We start from the raw sequence: 19,202 nt of genomic DNA on the forward strand, positions 1-19,202 counted from the left end.
GGCTCCATCCAGCGAGCCGTGGCCGGGTGGCGCAAGCGCGCGGCCCTCCCCGGCCGGGGAGGGATGCCGCGCCGCTCAGTCGCCCAGGGTCAGCAGCGAGGCATTGCCGCCGGCCGCGGTGGTGTTGACGGTGACCACCTTCTCGGTGGCGAAGCGCAGCAGGTAGTGCGGGCCGCCGGCCTTGGGGCCGGTGCCGGACAGGCCCTGGCCGCCGAACGGCTGCACCCCGACCACCGCGCCGATCTGGTTGCGGTTGACGTAGACGTTGCCGACCTGCACGCGCGCGGCGATGCGCTCGATGGTCTCGTCGATGCGCGAATGCACGCCCAGGGTCAGGCCGTAGCCGGTGGCGTTGATCTGCTCGATCACCGCGTCGAGCTGGTCGGCCTTCCAGCGGATCACGTGCAGCACCGGGCCGAACACCTCGCGCTGCAGCTGCGCCAGCGACTGCAGTTCGTAGGCGCGCGGCGCGAAGAAGCTGCCGTGCGCGGTGCCGTCGTCGCTGGCCGCCACCGCGATCAGGCGCGCTTCGCGGTCCATGCGCGCGGCGTGGTCGTCGAGGATCTGCAGCGCGTCGGCATCGATCACCGGGCCGACGTCGGTGGACAGCAGGCCCGGGTCGCCGATCTTCAGCTCGGCCATCGCGCCGGCGAGCATGGTCATCACCTTGTCGGCGATGTCGTCCTGCACGAACAGCACGCGCGCGGCCGAGCAGCGCTGGCCGGCGGAGATGAAGGCGCTGGCGATCGCGTCCTTGACCACCGCCTCGGGCAGCGACGAGGAGTCGGCGATGAACGGGTTCTGGCCGCCGGTCTCGGCGATCAGCACGCCGATCGCGGCATCGCGCGCGGCCAGCGCGCGGTTGATCGCGCGCGCGGTCTCGGTGGAGCCGGTGAAGGCGACGCCGGCCACGCGCGCATCGCCGGTCAGCGCCGCGCCGACGGTGGCGCCGTCGCCGGGCAGGAACTGCACCGCCGCCTGCGGCACGCCGGCCTCGTGCAGCAGCTTCACCGCGGCATGGCCGACCAGGTTGGTCTGCTCGGCCGGCTTGGCGATGACGCTGTTGCCGGCGGCCAGCGCCGCGGCGACCTGGCCGAGGAAGATCGCCAGCGGGAAGTTCCACGGGCTGATGCACACGAACACGCCGCGGCCGTGCAACTGCAGTTCGTTGGATTCGCCGGTGGGCCCGGGCAGGCGCTCGGGCGCGCCGAACTGGGCGCGCGCCTGGCCGGCGTAGTAGCGCAGGAAATCCACCGCCTCGCGCACTTCGGCCACGCCGTCGGGCAGGGTCTTGCCGGCTTCCTTGACGCACAGCGCGATGAACTCGGGCATGCGCGCTTCCAGCAGGTCGGCGGCGTGCTCGAGGATGGTGGCGCGGCTGGCGGCCGGGGTGCGGTTCCAGCCCGGCTGCGCGGCCACCGCGTTGGCCAGCGCCTTCTCCACGGTGGCGGCGTCGGCCGGCTGCCAGCGGCCCACCACCTGGCGGCGGTCGGCGGGGTTGGTCACCGGCAGCGCTTCGCCGGCGATCACCGCGCCCGGCACCAGCGGCGCGGCCTGCCAGGGCTTGATCGCGGCGTTGAGCTGGTCGGCCAGCGCGCGCAGGTCGTTGTCGTTGGCGAGGTTGGCGCCCATGGAATTCTTCCTGTTCTGGTTCTGGCTGCGCAGCAGGTCGGCCGGCAGCGGGATCTTCGGATGCGGGATGGAGGCGAACGCGGACACGGCTTCGACCGGGTCGCGGATCAGGTCCTCGATGGCCACGTCCTCGTCGGTGATGCGGTTGACGAAGCTGGAGTTGGCGCCGTTCTCGAGCAGGCGCCGCACCAGGTACGGCAGCAGGTCCTCGTGCGAGCCGACCGGCGCGTACACGCGGCACGGCACGCCCAGGCGGTCGGCGGGAATCACCTCGGCGTAGAGGTCGTCGCCCATGCCGTGCAGCTTCTGGTGTTCGTAGTCCTTGCTGCCGGCGATGGCGCGCACCGCGGCGATGGTCTGCGCGTTGTGGGTGGCGAACATCGGGTACAGCGCGTCGCTGTGCGCGAACATGCGCTTGGCGCAGGCCAGGTAGGACACGTCGGTGTTCTGCTTGCGGGTGAACACAGGGTAGCCCGGATGGCCATCGACCTGCGCGCGCTTGATCTCCGCGTCCCAGTACGCGCCCTTGACCAGGCGCACCGGGATGCGGCGGCCGACGCGGCGCGCCAGGTCGGCGAGGAAGTCGATCGTGTACGGGGTGCGCTTCTGGTACGCCTGCACCGCCAGGCCGTAGCCTTCCCAGCCGTCCAGCGACGGATCGCAGAAGGTGGCCTCGATGATGTCCAGCGACAGTTCCAGGCGGTCGGCCTCTTCGGCGTCCACCGTGTAGCCGATGCCGTAGGACCTGGCCAGCTGCGCCAGTTCCAGCACGCCCGGCACCAGTTCGGCCATCACCCGCGCGCGCTTGGCGTGCTCGTAGCGCGGGTACAGCGCCGACAGCTTGATCGAGATGCTGGGCGCGGCGAACACGTCGCTGCCGGTGTACGAGCCGTTGGGGCCGCTGCGCCCGATCGCGTGGATCGCCTGGCGGTAGGCGTCGAGGTAGCGGTGCGCGTCCTTCATGGTCAGCGCGCCTTCGCCGAGCATGTCGAACGAATAGCGGTAATGCGCGTTGTCGCCCTTCTTCGAGCGCGACAGCGCCTCGCCGATGGTGCGGCCCATGACGAACTGGTGGCCCATGATCTTCATCGCCTGGCGCACCGCCAGGCGGATCACCGGCTCGCCGACGCGGCCGATCAGGCGCTTGAACGCGCCGGCCACGTCGGCGCGGGTCAGGTCGTTGATCTGCACCAGCTTGCCGGTGAGCATCAGGCCCCAGGTGGAGGCGTTGACCAGCACCGAGTCGCTCTCGCCCATGTGCTTCTTCCAGTCCGCGTCGCCGAGCTTGTCGCGGATCAGCTTGTCGGCGGTTTCCTGGTCGGGAATGCGCAGCAGCGCTTCGGCCACGCACATCAGCAGCACGCCTTCCTCGCTGCCCAGGTCGTACTGGCGCATGAAGGCCTCGATCGCGCCCTGGTCCTGGGCGCGGGCGCGCACCCGGGTGACCAGGTCGGCGGCCAGCGCCTGCACCTTGGCCTGGTCGGCGGCGGGCAGGCGCGCCTGCTCGAGCAGTTCGCGCACGTGTTCGGCCTCGTCCTTCAGCCACGCGGCGGTGATCGCGGCGCGCAGCGCGTTGGAGGCGGGGGGCAGTTCGGGGGCAAGCAGCGGCGAGGGAGACGCGGACGGCATCGCCGGTGAGGAACCGGCGCCAGACAAAGCGTTCATGCAGGGAGGACCAGGAAAGGTGAGCGCATTTTATGTCAGCGCCCGCTCGCGCAGCGCGGCGGCGACGCGTCCGCTGGCGCACGCCGCGCAGGGATGCCTGAACGCCCGCGGCGAGAATCTGGTTGCAATGCAGCATTTTTTATGATGAACCCGCGCTTGCCGGCGCGCAGGCGCGGGGCTACCATCGAATCGTTGCTCGCGGCTCGCACAGCGCGGCGGCTCGGAAGCGCGGTTCGACATGATCGAAATGTGTCCGTTTTCTGCGGAGGGAGCGGGGACGCAGCTGCGGCTGCGGCCGCCGCGGGCGCTCAGTGCCCGGCAATTCGTGATGTTGTTCGCGGCGCTGGCCGGGGCGATGTGGGCAGTGGCGGTGTTGGGGTGGTTCGCCGGCAACGTGTTCGCGCCTGTGTTCGCCTTGTTGCACAGCGTCGTGGTGGCGCTCGCGCTGCGCTGGTCATGGCGCAGCGGCGATCGCGAAGAGGACATCCGGGTGGGTCCGGGCTGCGTGGAAGTGACCCGCACGAATGCAGGAACGCCGGCGTTCCGCGCCCACCCGCATTGGGTGCGGTTGCGGATCGAAGGCGACGACAGGGTGGTGCTGGCGTGCAGCGGCAAGCAGGTCCGGGTCGGCGAGTTCCTTGGCCCGGACGAGCGCCGCGCGCTGGCGCAAACCCTGGAAGGCTTGCTGGCGGCCGCGACCGGCCGCAACCGATGACGCTCCAAGGGGTCTAGGCAATGAAGCAATGCGGCGGATGGAAGCAACAGGCGGTCAGGGGCGGGACGGCATTGGCGGCGGCGCTGGCCGCACCGATGGCGTGGGCACAATCGGCCGATCCGAAACCCTGGCAGTTGAACATGGGCCGCGGCGTCACCCAGAGCGCGCGCAACGCCTACGATTCGAACATGCTGTCGCTGTGGATCTGCGCGGTCATCGGCGTGCTGGTGTTCGGCGCGATGGGCTATGCGATGTTCAAGTTCCGCAAGTCCAAGGGCGCGGTCGCGGCGCAGTTCAGCCACAACACCAAGGCCGAGGTGATCTGGACGGTGATCCCGGTGCTGATCCTGATCGCGATGGCCTGGCCGGCCACGGCCAAGCTGATCGCCATGTACGACACCCGCGACGCCGAACTGACGGTCAAGGTCACCGGCTACCAGTGGATGTGGCGCTACGAATACCTGGGCGAGAACGTCTCCTTCACCAGCCGCCTGGCGCGCGACTCGGACCGCATGCGCCAGAGCGGCCAGGTGCCGACCCTGGAGCGCGATCCGCACTACCTGCTCGACGTGGACAACCGGCTGGTGCTGCCGGTGAACACCAAGGTGCGCTTCGTGATCACCTCCGACGACGTGATCCACGCCTGGTGGGTGCCGGCGCTGGGCTGGAAGCAGGACGCCATCCCCGGCATCATCAACGAAGCCTGGACCGACATCGACACCCCTGGCGTGTACCGCGGCCAGTGCGCCGAGCTGTGCGGCAAGGACCACGGCTTCATGCCGATCGTGGTCGAGGCGGTGTCCAAGCAGGACTTCCAGAAATGGCTGGCGTCGCGCAAGCCGGCCGCGCCTGCCGCTGCCGCACCGGCCGCCGCGCCGGCGCCCGCGGATGCGCCTGCACCCGAGGCGACTGCGCCGGCCGCGCCGCCGCAGGCCGCGCTACCCCGTCTTCGTTCCGGCTCGCACCCGACCGTGCAAGCCGCCTGATCTCCTGCATTCCTTTTCGAGGTAGCCGCCATGGCCCATTCCGCAGTCGATCACCACGACGAGCACGGGCATCAGCAGAGCTTCGTGGAACGGTGGTTCTTCTCCACCAACCACAAGGACATCGGCACGCTGTACCTGCTTTTCAGCTTCACCATGTTCATCATCGGCGCGGCGATGAGCGTGGTGATCCGTGCGGAACTGGCGCAGCCGGGGCTGCAGTTCGTCAAGCCCGAGTTCTTCAACCAGATGACCACCGTGCACGCGCTGGTGATGATCTTCGGCGGGGTGATGCCGGCCTTCGTCGGCCTGGCCAACTGGATGATCCCGCTGCAGATCGGCGCACCGGACATGGCCCTGCCGCGGATGAACAACTGGTCGTTCTGGCTGTTGCCGGTGGCCTTCACCCTGTTGTTGCTGACCCTGTTCCTGCCCGGCGGCGCGCCGGCCAGCGGCTGGACCCTGTACCCGCCGCTGTCGCTGCAGGGCGGCTACAACGTGGCCTTCAGCGTGTTCGCGATCCACGTCGCCGGCATCAGTTCGATCATGGGCGCGATCAACATCATCGCCACCGTGCTGAACATGCGCGCACCCGGCATCGACCTGCTGAAGATGCCGATCTTCTGCTGGGCGTGGCTGATCACCGCGTTCCTGCTGATCGCGGTGATGCCGGTGCTGGCCGGCGCGGTGACCATGCTGCTGACCGACAAGTTCTTCGGCACCAGCTTCTTCAACGCCGCCGGCGGCGGCGACCCGGTGATGTACCAGCACATCTTCTGGTTCTTCGGCCATCCCGAGGTCTACATCATGATCCTGCCGGCGTTCGGCGTGGTCAGCGAGATCATTCCGACCTTCAGCCGCAAGCCGCTGTTCGGCTACCAGGCGATGGTGTACGCGATCGCGGCGATCGCGTTCCTGAGCTTCATCGTCTGGGCCCACCACATGTTCACCGTGGGCATGCCGCTGGGCGGCGAAATCTACTTCATGTTCGCCACGATGCTGATCTCCATCCCCACCGGGGTGAAGGTGTTCAACTGGGTCAGCACCATGTGGCAGGGTTCGTTGACCTTCGAGGCGCCGATGCTGTGGGCGGTGTCGTTCGTCATCCTGTTCACCATCGGCGGCTTCTCCGGGCTGATGCTGGCGATCGTGCCGGCCGATTTCCAGTACCACGATACCTATTTCGTGGTCGCGCACTTCCACTATGTGTTGGTCACCGGCGCGGTGTTCGGGCTGATCGCCGCGGTGTACTACTGGTGGCCGAAGTGGAGCGGACGCATGTACAACGAGGCATGGGCCAAGTTCCACTTCTGGTGGACGATGCTGTTCGTCAACCTGCTGTTCTTCCCGCAGCACTTCCTCGGCCTGGCCGGCATGCCGCGGCGCATCCCCGACTACAACGTGGTGTTCGCCGACTGGAACCTGGTCAGCTCGATCGGCGCGTTCGGCATGTTCGTCACCCCGTTCCTGATGGCCGGCATCCTGCTGGCGTCGCTGCGCAGCGGCGCGCGCGCCGAGGCGCGGGCCTGGGAAGGCGCGCGCGGCCTGGAGTGGACCGTGCCGTCGCCGGCGCCGGCGCATACCTTCACCCTGCCGCCGGTGCTCAAGCCCGGCGACCTGGCCCACGACGACATCGGCCACTGATGAGCGCGCCGCCGCCGCTCGACGACCTGGTCCTGCGCCGCAAGCGCGCCGCGCGCACCGCGCGGGTGGTCGGCGCGATCGCGGTGCTGATCTACGCCGGCTTCATCCTGTCCGGGGTGCTGGGCCGATGAACGCACCGGCGCCGCGCGTGCACAGCAGCGCCGGGCTGTTCAAGCTGGTCGGCGTGGCGCTGGCGGTGTTCGTGCTGACCTTCTCGCTGGTGCCGCTGTACCGCATCGCCTGCGAGAAGGTGTTCGGCGTGCGTCTGGAGCGCGGCCCGGGCGAAGGCCCGCAGGCGGGCAAGCCGCTGCTCGGCAAGCGCACGGTCAAGGTCGAGTTCGACGGCGGGGTGAATTCCAAGCTGCCGTGGTCGTTCCATCCCGAGCAGATGACCATGCAGGTGGTGCCCGGCGAACTCAACGAAGCGCTGTACTACGCGCGCAACGACGGCGAACGCGCGATCGTCGGCAGCGCGGTGCCGTCGGTGGCGCCGGCGCGCGCCTCCGGCTACTTCACCAAGACCGAGTGCTTCTGCTTCACCGCGCAGACCCTGCAGGCCGGCGAGAAGCGCGACATGCCGGTGCGCTTCATCGTCGATCCGAACCTGCCCGGCGACATCACCACCATCACCCTGTCCTACACCTTCTTCAAGAACGATGCGCTGAGCGCGGAACTGGGATCGCCGAAACTGGCCGGTTCCGCGCGCGCGGCCCCCTGACCCGACCCGGAACGCCCGCCATGGCCCAGCCCAGCACCGACGCCACCGCCTATTACGTGCCCAGCCACAGCCGCTGGCCGTTCATCGGCTCGATCGCGATGTTCGTGACCATGATCGGCGTGGCCAGCTGGCTCAACGACGCGGCCTGGGGCAAGTGGACCTTCTTCGCCGGCATCGCGATGCTGGTGGCGACCTTGTTCATGTGGTTCGGCGATGTGATCCGCGAGTCGATCGCCGGGCACTACAACCGCCAGGTCGACGTGTCGTTCCGCATGGGCATGGTCTGGTTCATCTTTTCCGAAGTGATGTTCTTCGGCGCGTTCTTCGGCGCGCTGTTCTACACCCGCACCTTCATCCTGCCGTGGCTGGGCGGCGACGGCGACGGGGTGATGACCAACGCGCTGCTGTGGGACGGCTATTCGGCGGCGTGGCCGACCAACGGCCCGGCCGCGATCGGCGGCCAGTTCCAGACCATCCCGGCATGGGGCCTGCCGCTGATCAACACGCTGATCCTGCTCAGCTCCGGCGTGACCCTGACCATCGCCCACCACGCGCTGAAGGCCGGCCAGCGCACCCGGCTGCTGGTGTTCCAGGGGCTGACCGTGCTGCTGGGCTGCACCTTCCTGTACTTCCAGGCCGAGGAATACATCCACGCCTACAAGGAGCTCAACCTGACCCTGGGCTCGGGCATCTACGGCTCGACCTTCTTCATGCTCACCGGCTTCCACGGCGCGCACGTGCTGCTGGGCACGATCATGCTGCTGGTGATGTGGCTGCGCTCGGCGCGCGGGCATTTCAGCCGCGACAACCACTTCGCCTTCGAAGCGGCGGCGTGGTACTGGCACTTCGTCGACGTGGTGTGGTTGGCGTTGTTCTTGTTCGTCTATGTGTTGTGAGGGCGGGACTCGGGACCGGGGACTCGGTGGAAACGCGGCCGGCGTGCAGAAAAATCCGCTTTCTCCCCTAAAAAATGCACTTTTTCATCAAATCGCTTGACAGCGACTTGCGCCGGGACAGCATCACTGCCGTCCCGAGTCCCGAGCTACCGCCCCAACCCATGCGGCTTGATCACCCCGGTATAGATGCCCAGGATCACCAGCAGGATCAGGCACACCGATAGGCCGATGCGCCAGGTCAATGCGTTCACCGTGCGCTTGCTCTGGCCGCGGTCCACCAACAGGTAGTACAGGCCGGCGCCGAGGTTCCACAGAATGACCAGCAGGAACGCGACGATCAGCAGGGTTTTCAGCGAGTCGTTCATGGGCGTCTCGGTGCACGGTATCGCCGCATTATGACCCTGGCCGCGTCCTCGCGCGGCGCTGCGCGCGCGCGCATGCCGCTGTGGCTGGGCTGGAGCGTCGCGCTGGCGGTGGCGCTGGGATTCTGTGCGCTCGGCCGCTGGCAATTGCTGCGCATGCACGAGAAACAAGTGCTGCTCGCGCAGGCCGCGCACATCCGCGATCGCCCGCAGGCGCTGGCCGATGCCCTGCGCGCCGGACGGCCGGCGCAACTGGCCTGGGTGCACGGCAGCGGCCGTTTCCTGCCCGGGCAGATCCTGCTCGACAACCAGCTGCGCGAGGGCCGCAGCGGGGTCAAGGTGTACCAGCCTTTCCTGGCCGATGGCGCGTGCGCGCCGCTGCTGGTCGAACTGGGCTGGCTGCCGCTGCCGGCCGATCGCGCGCTGCCCACGCCGGTGCCGTTGCAGGGGCAGTACACGCTGGTCGGCCTGCTCGCGCCGGCGCCGTCGCACGGGCTGGCGCTGGGGCCGGCGCTGGTCGCCGCGCCGGCGCCGCAGCTGTGGCTGGCGATGCGCATCGAGCCGGCGGCGATCGGCCAGGCGCTCGGACGCCGCGACATTTTGTCGCAGGTGCTGCGCCTGGATCCGATCCTGCCGCTGGGCTATCCGCGCGACCTGGACATACTGCCGAACACGCTGCCGCCCGAGCGCCACCTGGGTTACGCGGTGCAATGGTTCGGCCTGGCGCTGGCGGTGTTGATCACCGCGGGGCTGTTCAGCTGGCGCGCGCGCAAGGGACGAGGCGGGCGCTGAGCGCGCGCGCATGAGAAAATCCCCGGCATGAATGCCTCCCCCCCGGCCCAGCGCCAGGCGGCCCCGCGCGGCCGCTGGACGTTGATCGCCCTGTTCGCCCTGTTCTTCGGCTCGATGCTGGTCGCCGGCGCCTTGCGCTTCTCCGGCTGGCAGCCGCCGGGCAACCGCAACCACGGCGAACTGCTGCAGCCGCCGGCCGACCTGCGCGCGCTGCAGCCGCGGTTGGACGACGGCGATGTCTACGCCTGGCAACCGCAGCAGCGGCTGTGGCGCATCGCGCTGGCGCCGCCGCGCGACTGCACCACCGCTTGCGAGGCGCTGGCGCGCGACCTGGACAAGGTCTGGCAGCTGTTCGGCCACGACGCCGACCACGTGCAAATCCTGTGGATCGGCACGCCGCCGGCAGCGGCGCGCGTGCTGCCGCAGGTGCGCGTGCTGCGCGCCGACGCGGCGCTGCTGGCCGGCCTGCCACGCGTGCGCGATGCGGCCGGGGTGCCGGTCTACGTGATCGATCCGAACGGCTTCGTGGTGCTGCGCTACGCGCCGGGCTTCGACCCGGCCGGGCTGCGCGCGGACCTGTCGAAGCTGCTGAAACTCCTGTGAGCCGTCTCCGATGAACCTGTTCGCGCCACCGGCGCTGTTTCGGCACTTCCACCGCATGGCCTGGCTGGCGGCGCTGTTCACCGCCAGCACGATCATGTTCGGTTCGTTCGTGCGCCTGTCCGACGCGGGGATGAGCTGTCCGGACTGGCCGACCTGCTACGGCCGGGCGACCTGGCCGCAGAGCAGCGCCGAGGCCAACGCGCACGCGGCCAGCAGGATCCGCCCGCTGGAGACGCACAAGGCCTGGCGCGAGCAGGTGCACCGCTTCCTGGCTGGGGCGCTGGGCGTGGAAGTGCTGGTGCTGTCGCTGCTGGCCGCGCGCCGGCGCCGGCTCGGCATCGCGCAGATCGTCGGCGCCGCGCTGCTGGTGGCGCTGTCGATCCCGCTGTACATGTCCGGCTGGCCGACGCTGGCGATGGCGCTGGCGGGCGCCGGCGAAGCGATCCTGCTGCTGGCGGCGCTGCGCTGGTCCAATGCCGACCTGGCGCGCGCGGCGGTGCTGACCCTGGCGGTGGTGATCTTCCAGGCGTTGCTGGGCATGTGGACGGTGACCCTGCTGCTCAAGCCGATCGTGGTGATGGGGCATCTGCTCGGCGGCCTGCTGATGTTCTCGCTGCTGGTGTGGATGGCCTGGCGCGCCACCCACCTGCCGATCACCCTGGCCGATGCGGCGCGGCTGAAGTGGCTGTTGCGGCTGGGCGTGGCGCTGCTTGTGCTGCAGATCGCGCTCGGCGGCTGGGTCAGCGCCAACTACGCGGCGCTGGCCTGCGGCGGCGGCGGCTGGTCGGCCGACAACTTCCCGCGCTGCGTCAGCCAGTGGTGGCCGCCGCACGATTTCCGCGAAGGCTTCACCCTGTGGCGCGGCATCGGCGTGGACTACGAAGGTGGCGTGCTCGACGGCGCGGCGCGCATTGCGATCCAGATGGCGCACCGGATGATGGCGATGGTGGTGGCCGCCTACCTGTTGTGGCTGGGATGGCGGCTGAGCCGCTCGCCGGGCATGCGCGGCTGGGCGGCGGCGCTGGTGCTGCTGCTGGTGGCGCAGGTCGGCCTGGGCATCCTCAACGTCAAGCTGGCGCTGCCGTTGCCGGTGGCGGTGCTGCACAACGCCGGCGCGGTGGCGCTGCTGTTCGTGCTGGTGTCGTTGTTGGCGCGGCTGCGGGCGCCGCAATGAGCGCCAAGGGCCTCCACTGGCGCGACTACTGGGACCTGACCAAGCCCAAGGTGGTGGCGCTGATCGTGTTCACCGCGCTGGTCGGCATGTGCCTGGCGATTCCTGGCCTGCCGACCTGGGTGCAGGTGCGCACCGGGCTGATCGGCTTCTTCGGCATCTGGCTGGCGGCGTCGGCCGCGGCGGCGATCAACCAGTTGCTGGATGCGCGCATCGACGCGCAGATGGCGCGCACCTCGTGGCGGCCGTTGGTGGTCGGCAAGGTGCTGCCGTGGCAGGTGCTGCTGTTCGCCACGGCGCTGACCGCAGTGTCGATGGCGATCCTGGTGATCTGGGTCAACGCCATCACCGCGGTGCTGACCTTCGGCTCGCTGATCGGCTATGCGGTGATCTACACCGTGTTCCTGAAACGCACCACGCCGCAGAACATCGTCATCGGCGGCCTGGCCGGCGCGGCGCCGCCGCTGCTGGGCTGGGCGGCGATCACCGGCATGCAGGGCCAGTGGGACTGGGCCTACGCCTCGCTGTTGGTGCTGATCATCTTCGTGTGGACGCCGCCGCATTTCTGGGCGCTGGCGATCTTCCGCCGCGCCGACTACGCCAAGGCCTCGATCCCGATGCTGCCGGTCACCCACGGCGTGGCGCATACGCGCAAGCAGATCCTGGTGTACACGCTGCTGCTGGTGGTGGCGACGCTGCTGCCGGTGGCGGTGGGCATGAGCGGGGTGTTCTACCTGGGCGGCACGCTGGTGCTCGACGCGGTATTCGTCTGGTACGCCTGGCGCATGCTCGATCCGCCGGACGAAATGTTTTCGATGCGCATGTTCGGCTACTCGATCATGTACCTGATGGCGCTGTTCGCGTTCCTGCTGGTCGATCACTGGCTGCTGCCGGGCTGAGCGGTCCGGGGAGTCCGTCTACAGCGGTTGCAGCGGTGGCGTGTGCAGCCGGATGGGTGCGGCTGCGGCGGCCGTGGGGCTGAAGCGCCTCCTTACTGTGCGCGCAGCAGGCTGTCCGCAAGTCCTTGCGGAAGCCACTTCAGTCGCGACGAGCGAAGCGATGGACCTGTCAGCAGCGGACGCCGCGGACGATCAGCCGCGGCTCGCACGGCCGCAGGTTTCTCTGCTTCGGAATCATCGCTCAACCCAGCCAATGCCCGCAGCCATCGCGATCCTGGCTGCCGCAGTTCTGCTGCATCTTCGCTCGCAGGCGCTTGAGCACTGTGCCGCCGCCATGGCCCTTGCTCCAGTCCTGCAGGGTCTTGGCCAGCGTATCGAAGCGCTGCCGGGTGCGTTGGTGGTAGCCGCCGGGCTGCCCGTCCAGCTCGCCGATGACCTGGACGGCGGCGGCCTCGATCGCGGCCGGATCGTCCGGCTGCAGCCGGATCAGGCCGTCGACGTAGAGCACGCCCCACTGCACCCGGGTGGCGGGGCCTTCGGCGCGCTCGTAGGCCTTCTTCAGCCAGTACAGCGCGGTCTGCTTGTCGCCGCGCGCCTCGGCCAGCCTGGCCAGTTCCGGCATGTAGTAGTAGGGCGTCTTGCTGCGCCCCAGCTCGGCCAGCAGCAACTGTTCGGCGCCCGTGCTGTCGCCGGCGTCGTCGAGCAGGCCGGCGGCATTGCTGATCGTGGACTGGCGTTCGTCGTCGGTCTTGGCAGCCTGCTCGGCCCACTGCACGCGCTGCTGCACCTTGGCGACCACCGCGGCCGGCAGCGGCGGATGCGGGCCGTCGCCTGCATCGGCCGGCTGACCCTGCGCCAGCCGCGCCAGCTGGATGTCGGCGTATGCGGTGTCCAGGCGATCGCTGATCGGCAGGCTGCTGTCGGCGTAGACCCGGTCCAGCGCCTGGGTGATCGCGCTCGACAGCCTGGCGCGTTCGGCGGCGTCGCTGGCCGCGGCCTGCACCAGTTCCGGGGCCGCATAGGTCAGGGTGCTGCGATTGGCGCGCACCTCGGCCGGATCGGCGAGCACCGCCTGCAGCAGGTTGCGGTTCGCCGCGTGGCGCTTGCCATCCGGCGCGGCGTCGGCCTTGTCCGCATGCTGCGCCGCCAGCGCCAGCAGTGCGAAGCGACGCTTCAGCGTCGGTTGCGGCGCGGCGGCGACCAGTTGCGCGAGCACGCCGGCGGCCTGCTCCGGCTTGACCAGCCGGCTGGCGTCCACCGCCCAGCCGTACTCGCCGAGCAGGGTCCAGTCGTCGGCGCCGAGCGTGGCCGGCGCGTGCAGCGCCTTCTGCAGCAGCTGTGCCGAGGTCGTGGTGCGGGTCGCGGCCACGCGCAAGGCTTCGGCCAGGCGCCCGGTGTCGCTGTCGCCGGCCAGGCGGGTGACCTCGCTGCGATCCGGGCGCAGCACGACGATGGTTGGATAGCCCTTGATGCCGAAGCGTTCGCCCCAGCCCTGCGCGCCTTCCGAATCGCCGTCCAGGTGCACCGCGACGAACGCGCGGGTGCGGGCGATGAAGGCCGGGTCCTTGAACAGGGTGGCCTTGAGCCGGTTGCACGGCGGGCACCAGGCCGCGCCCCAGTACAGCAGCACCGGCTTGTTCTGCTCGCGCGCTTCGGCGAAGGCGTCGTCGACGTCGCCCTCGCGCCAGGCGATGCCGGCGCCGTCAGGCGCCTTGGCCGGGGCGGTGGCTTGGGACTTGGCGAGCGCCGCGGGCGGCTTGTCGCAGCCGCCCAGCGCCAGCGCTGCGGCCACGCTGGCGGACGTCATCATGGAAAGGCGGAGCGTGCGGTTCATGTGCCGGTCACCGGGCGAAGAGGGGAGGAGGCAGCGGCGCATGCCGTGCAGGCCACGGCGCCAATCGCGCACTCTACCGAGCGACCCCTGTCGTGGGCAGCTGTCGGACATGCTGGTTGCACATCTGCATATGCTGCGATTCAGCAGCGGCGCGCGCTGCGTGCGCCGCACGCGGAGAGCGCGGCGCGGCAGGCGGCATGGCGCAGTTTCTCGGTTCCGCCGCCGGTCCTCGCCGCCGCGACCGCTAGCTGCGCTTCGCCGCCTGTGCGGCGCGCGCATAGCGCTGCGCAACGAAGGCGCAGACGATCAGCTGGATCTGGTGGTAGAGCATCACCGGCAGCACGATCGCGCCCAGGCTGCCGCTGGCGAACAGCACCTTGGCCATCGGCACGCCGGTGGCCAGGCTCTTCTTCGAGCCGCAGAATACGATCGGGATCTCGTCGTGGCGGCTGAAGCCCAGCCGCCGCGCGGCGAAGGTGATCAGCCCCAGCGCCAACGCCAGCAGCAGCGCGGCCACCGCCGCCACGCCGAGCAGCGCCGGCAACGGCGTCTTGCGCCACAGGCCTTCGATCACCGCAGCGCTGAAGGCGGTGTACACCACCAGCAGGATCACGCCCTGGTCGGTATAGCGCAGCACTGCGCGGCGCCGTTCGACCCAGGCGCCGACCCAGGGCCGCAGCAGGTGGCCGGCGACGAACGGCACCAGCAGCTGCAGCATGATCTTGCCCATCGCCTCCAGCGGGTTGGCCATCGCGCTCTGCGCGCCGGCCAGCAGGCCCATCAGCAGGGGGGTCAGCAACACCCCGAGCAAGCTCGACAGCGACGCGCTGCATACCGCCGCCGGCACGTTGCCGCCGGCCATCGAGGTGAACGCGATCGACGACTGCACCGTGGACGGCAGCGCGCACAGGAACAACACGCCGATGTACAGCTCCGGGGTCAGCAGCCAGTGCGACAGCGGCTTCAGCAGCAGTCCCAGCAGCGGGAACAGCACGAAGGTGGCAGCGAGGATGGTCAGGTGCAGGCGCCAGTGCAGCGCGCCGGCGACGATCGCCTCGCGCGATAGGCGCGCGCCGTGCAGGAAGAACAGCGCGGCGATGGCGATGTCGGTGACGTCGTCCATGATCGCCGCGGCCCGCCCCTGCACCGGCAGCAGCGAGGCCAGCAGCACGGTGGCGAGCAGGGCGAGGGTGAACGGTTCGATGCGGAGCCGGGCGAGTAGATTCTTCATTTCGAAACCTGATTATCCCTGACTTTCAGTAATGGAAATTGCTCGCCGCATGCAGAAGTGGCTCCGGGCAGGGCTTGCAGCGCAACACGGCGATGGCCAATGGCGGCAGCAACTCGCGCAGCCGGAACCGTCGGTTGAAGCGGTCGGCGGCCTCGGCCAGGTAGCGCCGGGCATACTGGGCCTGCCGGATCGGGTGATAGACCCCGCGGATCGCGCTTGAGATTGGCCAGCACCACGTCGACCCACCGCGCCCCGGGCGCTTCGGTGGCCGCAGGCCCCCCGGCCTGCAGCGTGGTGTGGGCATGCCCGGCCTCTTCGAGCCGACCGAAACACGCCAGGCCATCGCGGTCGACCTCGCACTCCGGCGCCAAGCGGCGCGCAATCCAGTCCTTGAGCGAGGCATCGTCCAAGCCGCGTACCGGTTCGATCACCGCAAACGTGGGATGTTGGTCAGGCGCGTCGGTCTGCACGGCGATCACCAACGGCGGCCTGTTCTGCGATCCGCGTGCGCAACGGCAGCTTGGTGTTCTCCAGCAGCGTGCCGGCGGTCAGGCTGGTCTGGTGATGACAAGCTTGGCACGCGTAGCAGCGCACCCGGGCGCGGCCGAAGCGCAAACACCGGCGGCCCTGCCAGGCCGGACAGCGAAAACCGTGCGGCCAACGCCATCGGGACAGGGCGCGGTAGCACTTGCCTTGGGCGCCATAGCGTTCGATGAACTCGGCCATCGACACGCCCGGCTGGAATTGCGCGGCGTTGATGCTCATGACCGGCCTCCTCGGCTCCAGGCGGTCATAGCGTGGGTCATTCAAGGCTCAGATCCTGCGGCTGATCACTGATCGTTGGGGATAATCAGGACAATATATGATGGTGGCGGCCGCAGTGTCCGTGCATGGGTTACGCTTTCGCGAATTCCAATCTCCCATCCCGAATCAAGGCCCCCTCAATGACCGACTACCGGCAACGCTTCCTGCAGCTGGCGCTGGATGCGGAGGCCCTGCGCTTCGGCGAGTTCACGCTGAAGTCCGGGCGTCTGAGCCCCTACTTCTTCAACGCCGGACGCTTCGACTCCGGGACCGCAATGGTGCGCCTGGCGGCGTGCTACGCCGATGCCGCCGATGCCGCCGGGCTCGACTTCGACCTGCTGTTCGGCCCCGCCTACAAGGGCATCCCGCTGGCGACCGCGCTGGCCTGCGAGTACGCACAGCGCGACCGCGAACTGCCGCTGGCGTTCAACCGCAAGGAAGCCAAGGCCCATGGCGAAGGCGGCAGCCTGATCGGCGCATCGCTGACCGGGCGCCGGGTGCTGATCACCGACGACGTGATCACCGCCGGCACTGCGATCCGCGAGGCGCTCGCGGTCATCCGCGGAGCCGGCGGCATCCCGGCGGCGATCCTGGTGGCGCTGGACCGCCAGGAGATCGCCGCCGACCACGACCGGCGCTCGGCGGCGCAGGCGGTGGCCGCCGAAGCCGGCATTCCCGTGGTGTCGATCGCGCACCTGGGCGACCTGCTTGCATTCATCGATGGAAACGCGGAACTTGTCGGCTTCCGCGAACCGCTGCTGGCCTACCGGGCACGCTACGGCTGCGATCCGTCAGGCTGACAGCAGGGGGCTGCCGCGATGTCGATCCAACGACCATGGGAACGCGCCTTATCGGCCCTGCTCGCCCTGCTCGCGCTGCCGGCCGCGGCGCAGCCGGCGCCGTCCAAGAAGCTGTACTGCTGGAACCAGGGCGGGCAGCGCATGTGCAGCGATGCGCTGCCGCCGGAAGCGGTGAACCAGGCCCGCGACGAATTCAGTGCCCAGAGCGGGCTGCGCAGCGGCGCGGTCGGTCGCGCGCTGACCGCCGAGGAACGTGCCGCCGCCGCCGCCGATGCCGCCCAGCAGCGCGCCGACCAGGCCGCGCTGGAGACACGCAAGCGCACCGATCAGGCGATGCTGCTGTCGTTCCGGACCGAAGAGGAACTGCGCCGGGTGTTCTCCGAACGCATCGGCATCGTCGACAACAACATCCATACCGCGCGCTACAACGTCAGCAGCCTGCGCGAGGGCCTGGTCGGGCTGCTCGCCAACGCCGGCGCGCGCGAGCTGGCCGGGCACGAGGTGAGCGGGAAGATCGTCGAGGACGTGCAGCAGCGGCATCGCGCACTGCTGTGGCAACTGCGCATGCAAAAGACCTTCGAGCAGCAACGGCTCGGCCTGGACCAGGAAATCGACGACACGCTGCAGCGCTACCGCGCGGCGAAGCGGCCGGGCGCGCACCGGCCGCGACGACGGCCGAGGGCTGAGCGCGGCGCGCGCGGCGGTGGCTTGCCCTTCAGGAAGCGGGTCCGGGCGGCAAGACCGTCGCGATGGCAGGGATGTCCCCTCAGTGCACCCAGTCCGCCGCATGCAGGTTCCTGCAGATACCGTCTTCCCCTCTAACATGCAAATGCCTTCCTGATTAGCCCTATTCCTCAGCCGCCAGTCGCAGGATTTGCGAAGGCGTGGTTCGGAGACTGGCCGCCTCCGAGCGCAATGGAGGCAGGACATGGGGGGTATCAATGCCGTGCAATTTCAGCCGGGGTTGTCGATGAGCCAATTCATGGAGCGCTACGGGACCGAAGCCAAGTGCTACCGGGCGCTGTATCGATGGCGCTGGCCGAAGGGATTCCGGTGCCCGGCATGCGACTGCCAGGCGCGTTCGCGCTTCCGGCGTAAGGGGACGATGTACTCCCAGTGCCGACCCCGTCGGCCACGGCCGATCACCATTTTGTTGCCTCGACAACGACAATGCTGACGGTCGGCTGTGCGCCTCTTCACTCGGTTGGGTGAAGAACCTTTTTGTTAGCCGCTCTTAGAACCTGTTCACGATCTTTTGAGTAGTAGTGTCAGGCATGCCAGGTGGATGAACTGCAAGCTGGTGTTGAGCCTACGCTCGCAGTTCTTCCATAGCCTTCGGTTCTTTTCCAGCCACGCAAAGCTGCGTTCGACGCTCCAGCGCTTGGGCATGACCTTGAAGGTGTGCAGTTCGCTGCGTTTGGCGATCTGCACCGTGACTTGCTTGCCCAGGATCTCTCGTACGCCTTCGGCGAATGGTTCTGCGGTATAGCCGCTATCGCACAACAGGCTTTGCACGTGTCCCAGGTTCGGCTTGCAACGATCCAGGGATTGGAGCGCGCCTTTGCGGTCGGTCACTTCCGCCCTCGTCACCGCGACCGCATGCGGCAGGCCTTGGGTATCGACGGCGATGCGACGCTTGATCCCCGAGACCTTCTTGCCCGCGTCATAACCCTTCTGGCCGGCCGTGTCCGTGTTCTTCACGCTCTGTGCGTCCACGATCAAGAACGTGCTGCAAGCGTTGCGCCCCTGTCCCTGGCGGGCCGCGCCACCCTGATTTCTTGAGCGCCCGCTCCAGCAGGCTCACTCCTTCATCGTCTGGTTCGCTCCACTTGGCAAAGTAGCAGTGCACGGTGCGCCACTTCGGGAAGTCGCTGGGCAGCGCTGGCCACTGACAGCCGGTGCGCAGCAGGTACAGCACCGCGCACCACACGTCCTACAGATCCACGGTCCGTGGCTTGGTACGCTTGCGCGCCTGCTCCAGAATGGGGCGGATCTGCTCGAACCGCTCCCGGCTCATGTCACTCGGATACGTCTTTGTTCGCGTCCGCAGAGTTTGCACTACCCGGGAAAGATCGTGAACAGGTTCTTAGATCTGTAAGCCGTTCAAAGCGGCTGGCGGGGACGATTCGCGCTTCCCCTTGGATGGGCCGCCTGAAGGTGGCCCCGGCCCAGCGCATGCGTGCCTGCAAGCGTCGCCCTCCCATCAATCGCGCGCCACAAAGTGCTCTTCAGCGAGCTCCTGGGCCAAGCGCAAACCCTCCTCCGTCAAGTAAACCGACTCCGCCCTGTTCTTGGGATCGGTGATGCAGCCCTTTTCAAACAATGCATCCATCACAGAAAAATCCATCTTTTTTCAGACCCTGCCGTTTTCGAACTCGAATACACCCAGAAGCGCCAGGACCATTTCCGAGATCTTCTTGTCGTCATATTCCACTGTCATTTACCCCAGTGCA

At 68.7% G+C, this 19,202-nt stretch carries 17 protein-coding genes and 3 pseudogenes; 13 read left to right on the top strand and 7 right to left on the bottom strand.

Annotated elements, in window-relative coordinates; genetic code table 11:
• Window positions 1–75: 75 nt before the first annotated feature.
• The gene (gene putA / locus G4Q83_RS19275; RefSeq protein ID WP_128419235.1) at window positions 76–3,261 is read right to left on the bottom strand and encodes a bifunctional proline dehydrogenase/L-glutamate gamma-semialdehyde dehydrogenase PutA; all 3,186 of its coding nucleotides are present in this window, start codon (window positions 3,259–3,261) and stop codon (window positions 76–78) included.
• Window positions 3,262–3,535: 274 nt separating this feature from the next.
• Between putA and G4Q83_RS19280 the strand changes: the two genes are divergently transcribed.
• The 6 genes from G4Q83_RS19280 to G4Q83_RS19300 are packed head-to-tail and all read left to right on the top strand — an operon-like array spanning window position 3,536 to window position 8,253.
• Window positions 3,536–4,012, top strand: coding sequence for a DUF2244 domain-containing protein (locus G4Q83_RS19280; protein WP_128419222.1), 477 nt, complete (start codon window positions 3,536–3,538; stop codon window positions 4,010–4,012).
• Between the two features lie 20 nt (window positions 4,013–4,032).
• Window positions 4,033–4,998 carry a cytochrome c oxidase subunit II gene (gene coxB / locus G4Q83_RS19285; RefSeq protein WP_128419223.1) on the top strand — a complete coding sequence of 322 codons (966 nt, stop codon included), beginning with the start codon at window positions 4,033–4,035 and terminating at the stop codon, window positions 4,996–4,998.
• A 30-nt stretch (window positions 4,999–5,028) separates the two neighbouring features.
• On the top strand, window positions 5,029–6,639 hold the full coding sequence (gene ctaD, locus G4Q83_RS19290; RefSeq protein WP_128419224.1) for a cytochrome c oxidase subunit I: 1,611 nt from the start codon (window positions 5,029–5,031) through the stop codon (window positions 6,637–6,639).
• Complete coding sequence (locus G4Q83_RS24115) at window positions 6,639–6,770, top strand: hypothetical protein (protein ID WP_281401982.1); 132 nt, start codon at window positions 6,639–6,641, stop codon at window positions 6,768–6,770. The genes ctaD and G4Q83_RS24115 overlap by 1 nt, the downstream gene beginning before the upstream one ends.
• Entirely contained in the window at window positions 6,767–7,357 is a 591-nt protein-coding gene (locus G4Q83_RS19295) for a cytochrome c oxidase assembly protein (RefSeq protein WP_128419225.1), read from the top strand. Before G4Q83_RS24115 ends, G4Q83_RS19295 begins: the two co-directional genes overlap by 4 nt.
• A 20-nt stretch (window positions 7,358–7,377) precedes the next feature.
• The gene (locus G4Q83_RS19300) at window positions 7,378–8,253 is read left to right on the top strand and encodes a cytochrome c oxidase subunit 3 (protein WP_128419226.1); all 876 of its coding nucleotides are present in this window, start codon (window positions 7,378–7,380) and stop codon (window positions 8,251–8,253) included.
• 146 nt (window positions 8,254–8,399) lie between these two features.
• Here the strand turns inward: G4Q83_RS19300 and G4Q83_RS19305 are convergent, their stop codons facing one another.
• The gene (locus G4Q83_RS19305; protein ID WP_003480622.1) at window positions 8,400–8,618 is read right to left on the bottom strand and encodes a twin transmembrane helix small protein; all 219 of its coding nucleotides are present in this window, start codon (window positions 8,616–8,618) and stop codon (window positions 8,400–8,402) included.
• Between the two features lie 30 nt (window positions 8,619–8,648).
• Between G4Q83_RS19305 and G4Q83_RS19310 the strand changes: the two genes are divergently transcribed.
• From G4Q83_RS19310 to G4Q83_RS19325, 4 genes are read left to right on the top strand one after another with little or no spacing between them, the layout of a single operon-like run.
• The gene (locus G4Q83_RS19310) at window positions 8,649–9,407 is read left to right on the top strand and encodes an SURF1 family protein (protein WP_128419227.1); all 759 of its coding nucleotides are present in this window, start codon (window positions 8,649–8,651) and stop codon (window positions 9,405–9,407) included.
• 27 nt (window positions 9,408–9,434) lie between these two features.
• Window positions 9,435–10,010: a hypothetical protein gene (locus tag G4Q83_RS19315; protein WP_128419228.1), complete on the top strand. Its 576-nt coding sequence runs from the start codon at window positions 9,435–9,437 to the stop codon at window positions 10,008–10,010.
• A 10-nt stretch (window positions 10,011–10,020) separates the two neighbouring features.
• Complete coding sequence (locus G4Q83_RS19320; RefSeq protein ID WP_128419229.1) at window positions 10,021–11,184, top strand: COX15/CtaA family protein; 1,164 nt, start codon at window positions 10,021–10,023, stop codon at window positions 11,182–11,184.
• Window positions 11,181–12,080 (top strand): heme o synthase, encoded by a 900-nt coding sequence (locus G4Q83_RS19325; protein ID WP_128419230.1) that lies wholly within the window; start codon window positions 11,181–11,183, stop codon window positions 12,078–12,080. The genes G4Q83_RS19320 and G4Q83_RS19325 overlap by 4 nt, the downstream gene beginning before the upstream one ends.
• Window positions 12,081–12,321: 241 nt before the next feature.
• Here G4Q83_RS19325 and G4Q83_RS19330 read toward each other — a convergent pair whose 3' ends face one another.
• From G4Q83_RS19330 to G4Q83_RS19340, 3 genes and pseudogenes are all read right to left on the bottom strand, one after another.
• Entirely contained in the window at window positions 12,322–13,914 is a 1,593-nt protein-coding gene (locus G4Q83_RS19330) for a thioredoxin family protein (RefSeq protein ID WP_128419231.1), read from the bottom strand.
• 244 nt (window positions 13,915–14,158) lie between these two features.
• Window positions 14,159–15,145 carry a bile acid:sodium symporter family protein gene (locus G4Q83_RS19335; RefSeq protein ID WP_128419232.1) on the bottom strand — a complete coding sequence of 329 codons (987 nt, stop codon included), beginning with the start codon at window positions 15,143–15,145 and terminating at the stop codon, window positions 14,159–14,161.
• 25 nt (window positions 15,146–15,170) lie between these two features.
• A pseudogene (locus G4Q83_RS19340) lies at window positions 15,171–15,910 on the bottom strand (transposase).
• A gap of 179 nt (window positions 15,911–16,089) precedes the next feature.
• Here G4Q83_RS19340 and pyrE point away from each other — a divergent pair.
• The 3 genes and pseudogenes from pyrE to G4Q83_RS19355 form a co-directional block, all read left to right on the top strand.
• Window positions 16,090–16,749, top strand: a complete 660-nt coding sequence (gene pyrE / locus G4Q83_RS19345) for an orotate phosphoribosyltransferase (RefSeq protein WP_128421936.1) — start codon at window positions 16,090–16,092, stop codon at window positions 16,747–16,749.
• Window positions 16,750–16,767: 18 nt separating this feature from the next.
• Entirely contained in the window at window positions 16,768–17,571 is an 804-nt protein-coding gene (locus tag G4Q83_RS19350; RefSeq protein WP_386272797.1) for a hypothetical protein, read from the top strand.
• 106 nt (window positions 17,572–17,677) lie between these two features.
• Window positions 17,678–17,869: pseudogene (locus tag G4Q83_RS19355) on the top strand (transposase); the annotation flags it as partial.
• A gap of 125 nt (window positions 17,870–17,994) precedes the next feature.
• On the opposite strand, the pseudogene G4Q83_RS19360 reads toward G4Q83_RS19355, so the two are convergent.
• Window positions 17,995–18,766, bottom strand: a pseudogene (locus G4Q83_RS19360) (IS5 family transposase).
• 186 nt (window positions 18,767–18,952) lie between these two features.
• A complete protein-coding gene (locus G4Q83_RS22685) occupies window positions 18,953–19,096 on the bottom strand; it encodes a DUF6429 family protein (protein ID WP_211288308.1) in 144 nt (47 codons plus the stop codon).
• Window positions 19,097–19,202 lie beyond the last annotated feature (106 nt).

Origin of the sequence: Xanthomonas theicola (genome assembly GCF_014236795.1) — a bacterium.
GTDB lineage: Bacteria > Pseudomonadota > Gammaproteobacteria > Xanthomonadales > Xanthomonadaceae > Xanthomonas_A > Xanthomonas_A theicola.

What these genes read in the sequence shown, in the direction of transcription:
- putA (WP_128419235.1), bottom strand. Translation starts at nt 3,261, where the DNA reads ATGCCGTCCGCGTCTCCCTCGCCGCTGCTTGCCCCCGAACTGCCCCCC.
- G4Q83_RS19280 (WP_128419222.1), top strand. Translation starts at nt 3,536, where the DNA reads ATGATCGAAATGTGTCCGTTTTCTGCGGAGGGAGCGGGGACGCAGCTG.
- coxB (WP_128419223.1), top strand. Translation starts at nt 4,033, where the DNA reads ATGAAGCAATGCGGCGGATGGAAGCAACAGGCGGTCAGGGGCGGGACG.
- ctaD (WP_128419224.1), top strand. Translation starts at nt 5,029, where the DNA reads ATGGCCCATTCCGCAGTCGATCACCACGACGAGCACGGGCATCAGCAG.
- G4Q83_RS24115 (WP_281401982.1), top strand. Translation starts at nt 6,639, where the DNA reads ATGAGCGCGCCGCCGCCGCTCGACGACCTGGTCCTGCGCCGCAAGCGC.
- G4Q83_RS19295 (WP_128419225.1), top strand. Translation starts at nt 6,767, where the DNA reads ATGAACGCACCGGCGCCGCGCGTGCACAGCAGCGCCGGGCTGTTCAAG.
- G4Q83_RS19300 (WP_128419226.1), top strand. Translation starts at nt 7,378, where the DNA reads ATGGCCCAGCCCAGCACCGACGCCACCGCCTATTACGTGCCCAGCCAC.
- G4Q83_RS19305 (WP_003480622.1), bottom strand. Translation starts at nt 8,618, where the DNA reads ATGAACGACTCGCTGAAAACCCTGCTGATCGTCGCGTTCCTGCTGGTC.
- G4Q83_RS19310 (WP_128419227.1), top strand. Translation starts at nt 8,649, where the DNA reads ATGACCCTGGCCGCGTCCTCGCGCGGCGCTGCGCGCGCGCGCATGCCG.
- G4Q83_RS19315 (WP_128419228.1), top strand. Translation starts at nt 9,435, where the DNA reads ATGAATGCCTCCCCCCCGGCCCAGCGCCAGGCGGCCCCGCGCGGCCGC.
- G4Q83_RS19320 (WP_128419229.1), top strand. Translation starts at nt 10,021, where the DNA reads ATGAACCTGTTCGCGCCACCGGCGCTGTTTCGGCACTTCCACCGCATG.
- G4Q83_RS19325 (WP_128419230.1), top strand. Translation starts at nt 11,181, where the DNA reads ATGAGCGCCAAGGGCCTCCACTGGCGCGACTACTGGGACCTGACCAAG.
- G4Q83_RS19330 (WP_128419231.1), bottom strand. Translation starts at nt 13,914, where the DNA reads ATGAACCGCACGCTCCGCCTTTCCATGATGACGTCCGCCAGCGTGGCC.
- G4Q83_RS19335 (WP_128419232.1), bottom strand. Translation starts at nt 15,145, where the DNA reads ATGAAGAATCTACTCGCCCGGCTCCGCATCGAACCGTTCACCCTCGCC.
- pyrE (WP_128421936.1), top strand. Translation starts at nt 16,090, where the DNA reads ATGACCGACTACCGGCAACGCTTCCTGCAGCTGGCGCTGGATGCGGAG.
- G4Q83_RS19350 (WP_386272797.1), top strand. Translation starts at nt 16,768, where the DNA reads ATGTCGATCCAACGACCATGGGAACGCGCCTTATCGGCCCTGCTCGCC.
- G4Q83_RS22685 (WP_211288308.1), bottom strand. Translation starts at nt 19,096, where the DNA reads ATGGATTTTTCTGTGATGGATGCATTGTTTGAAAAGGGCTGCATCACC.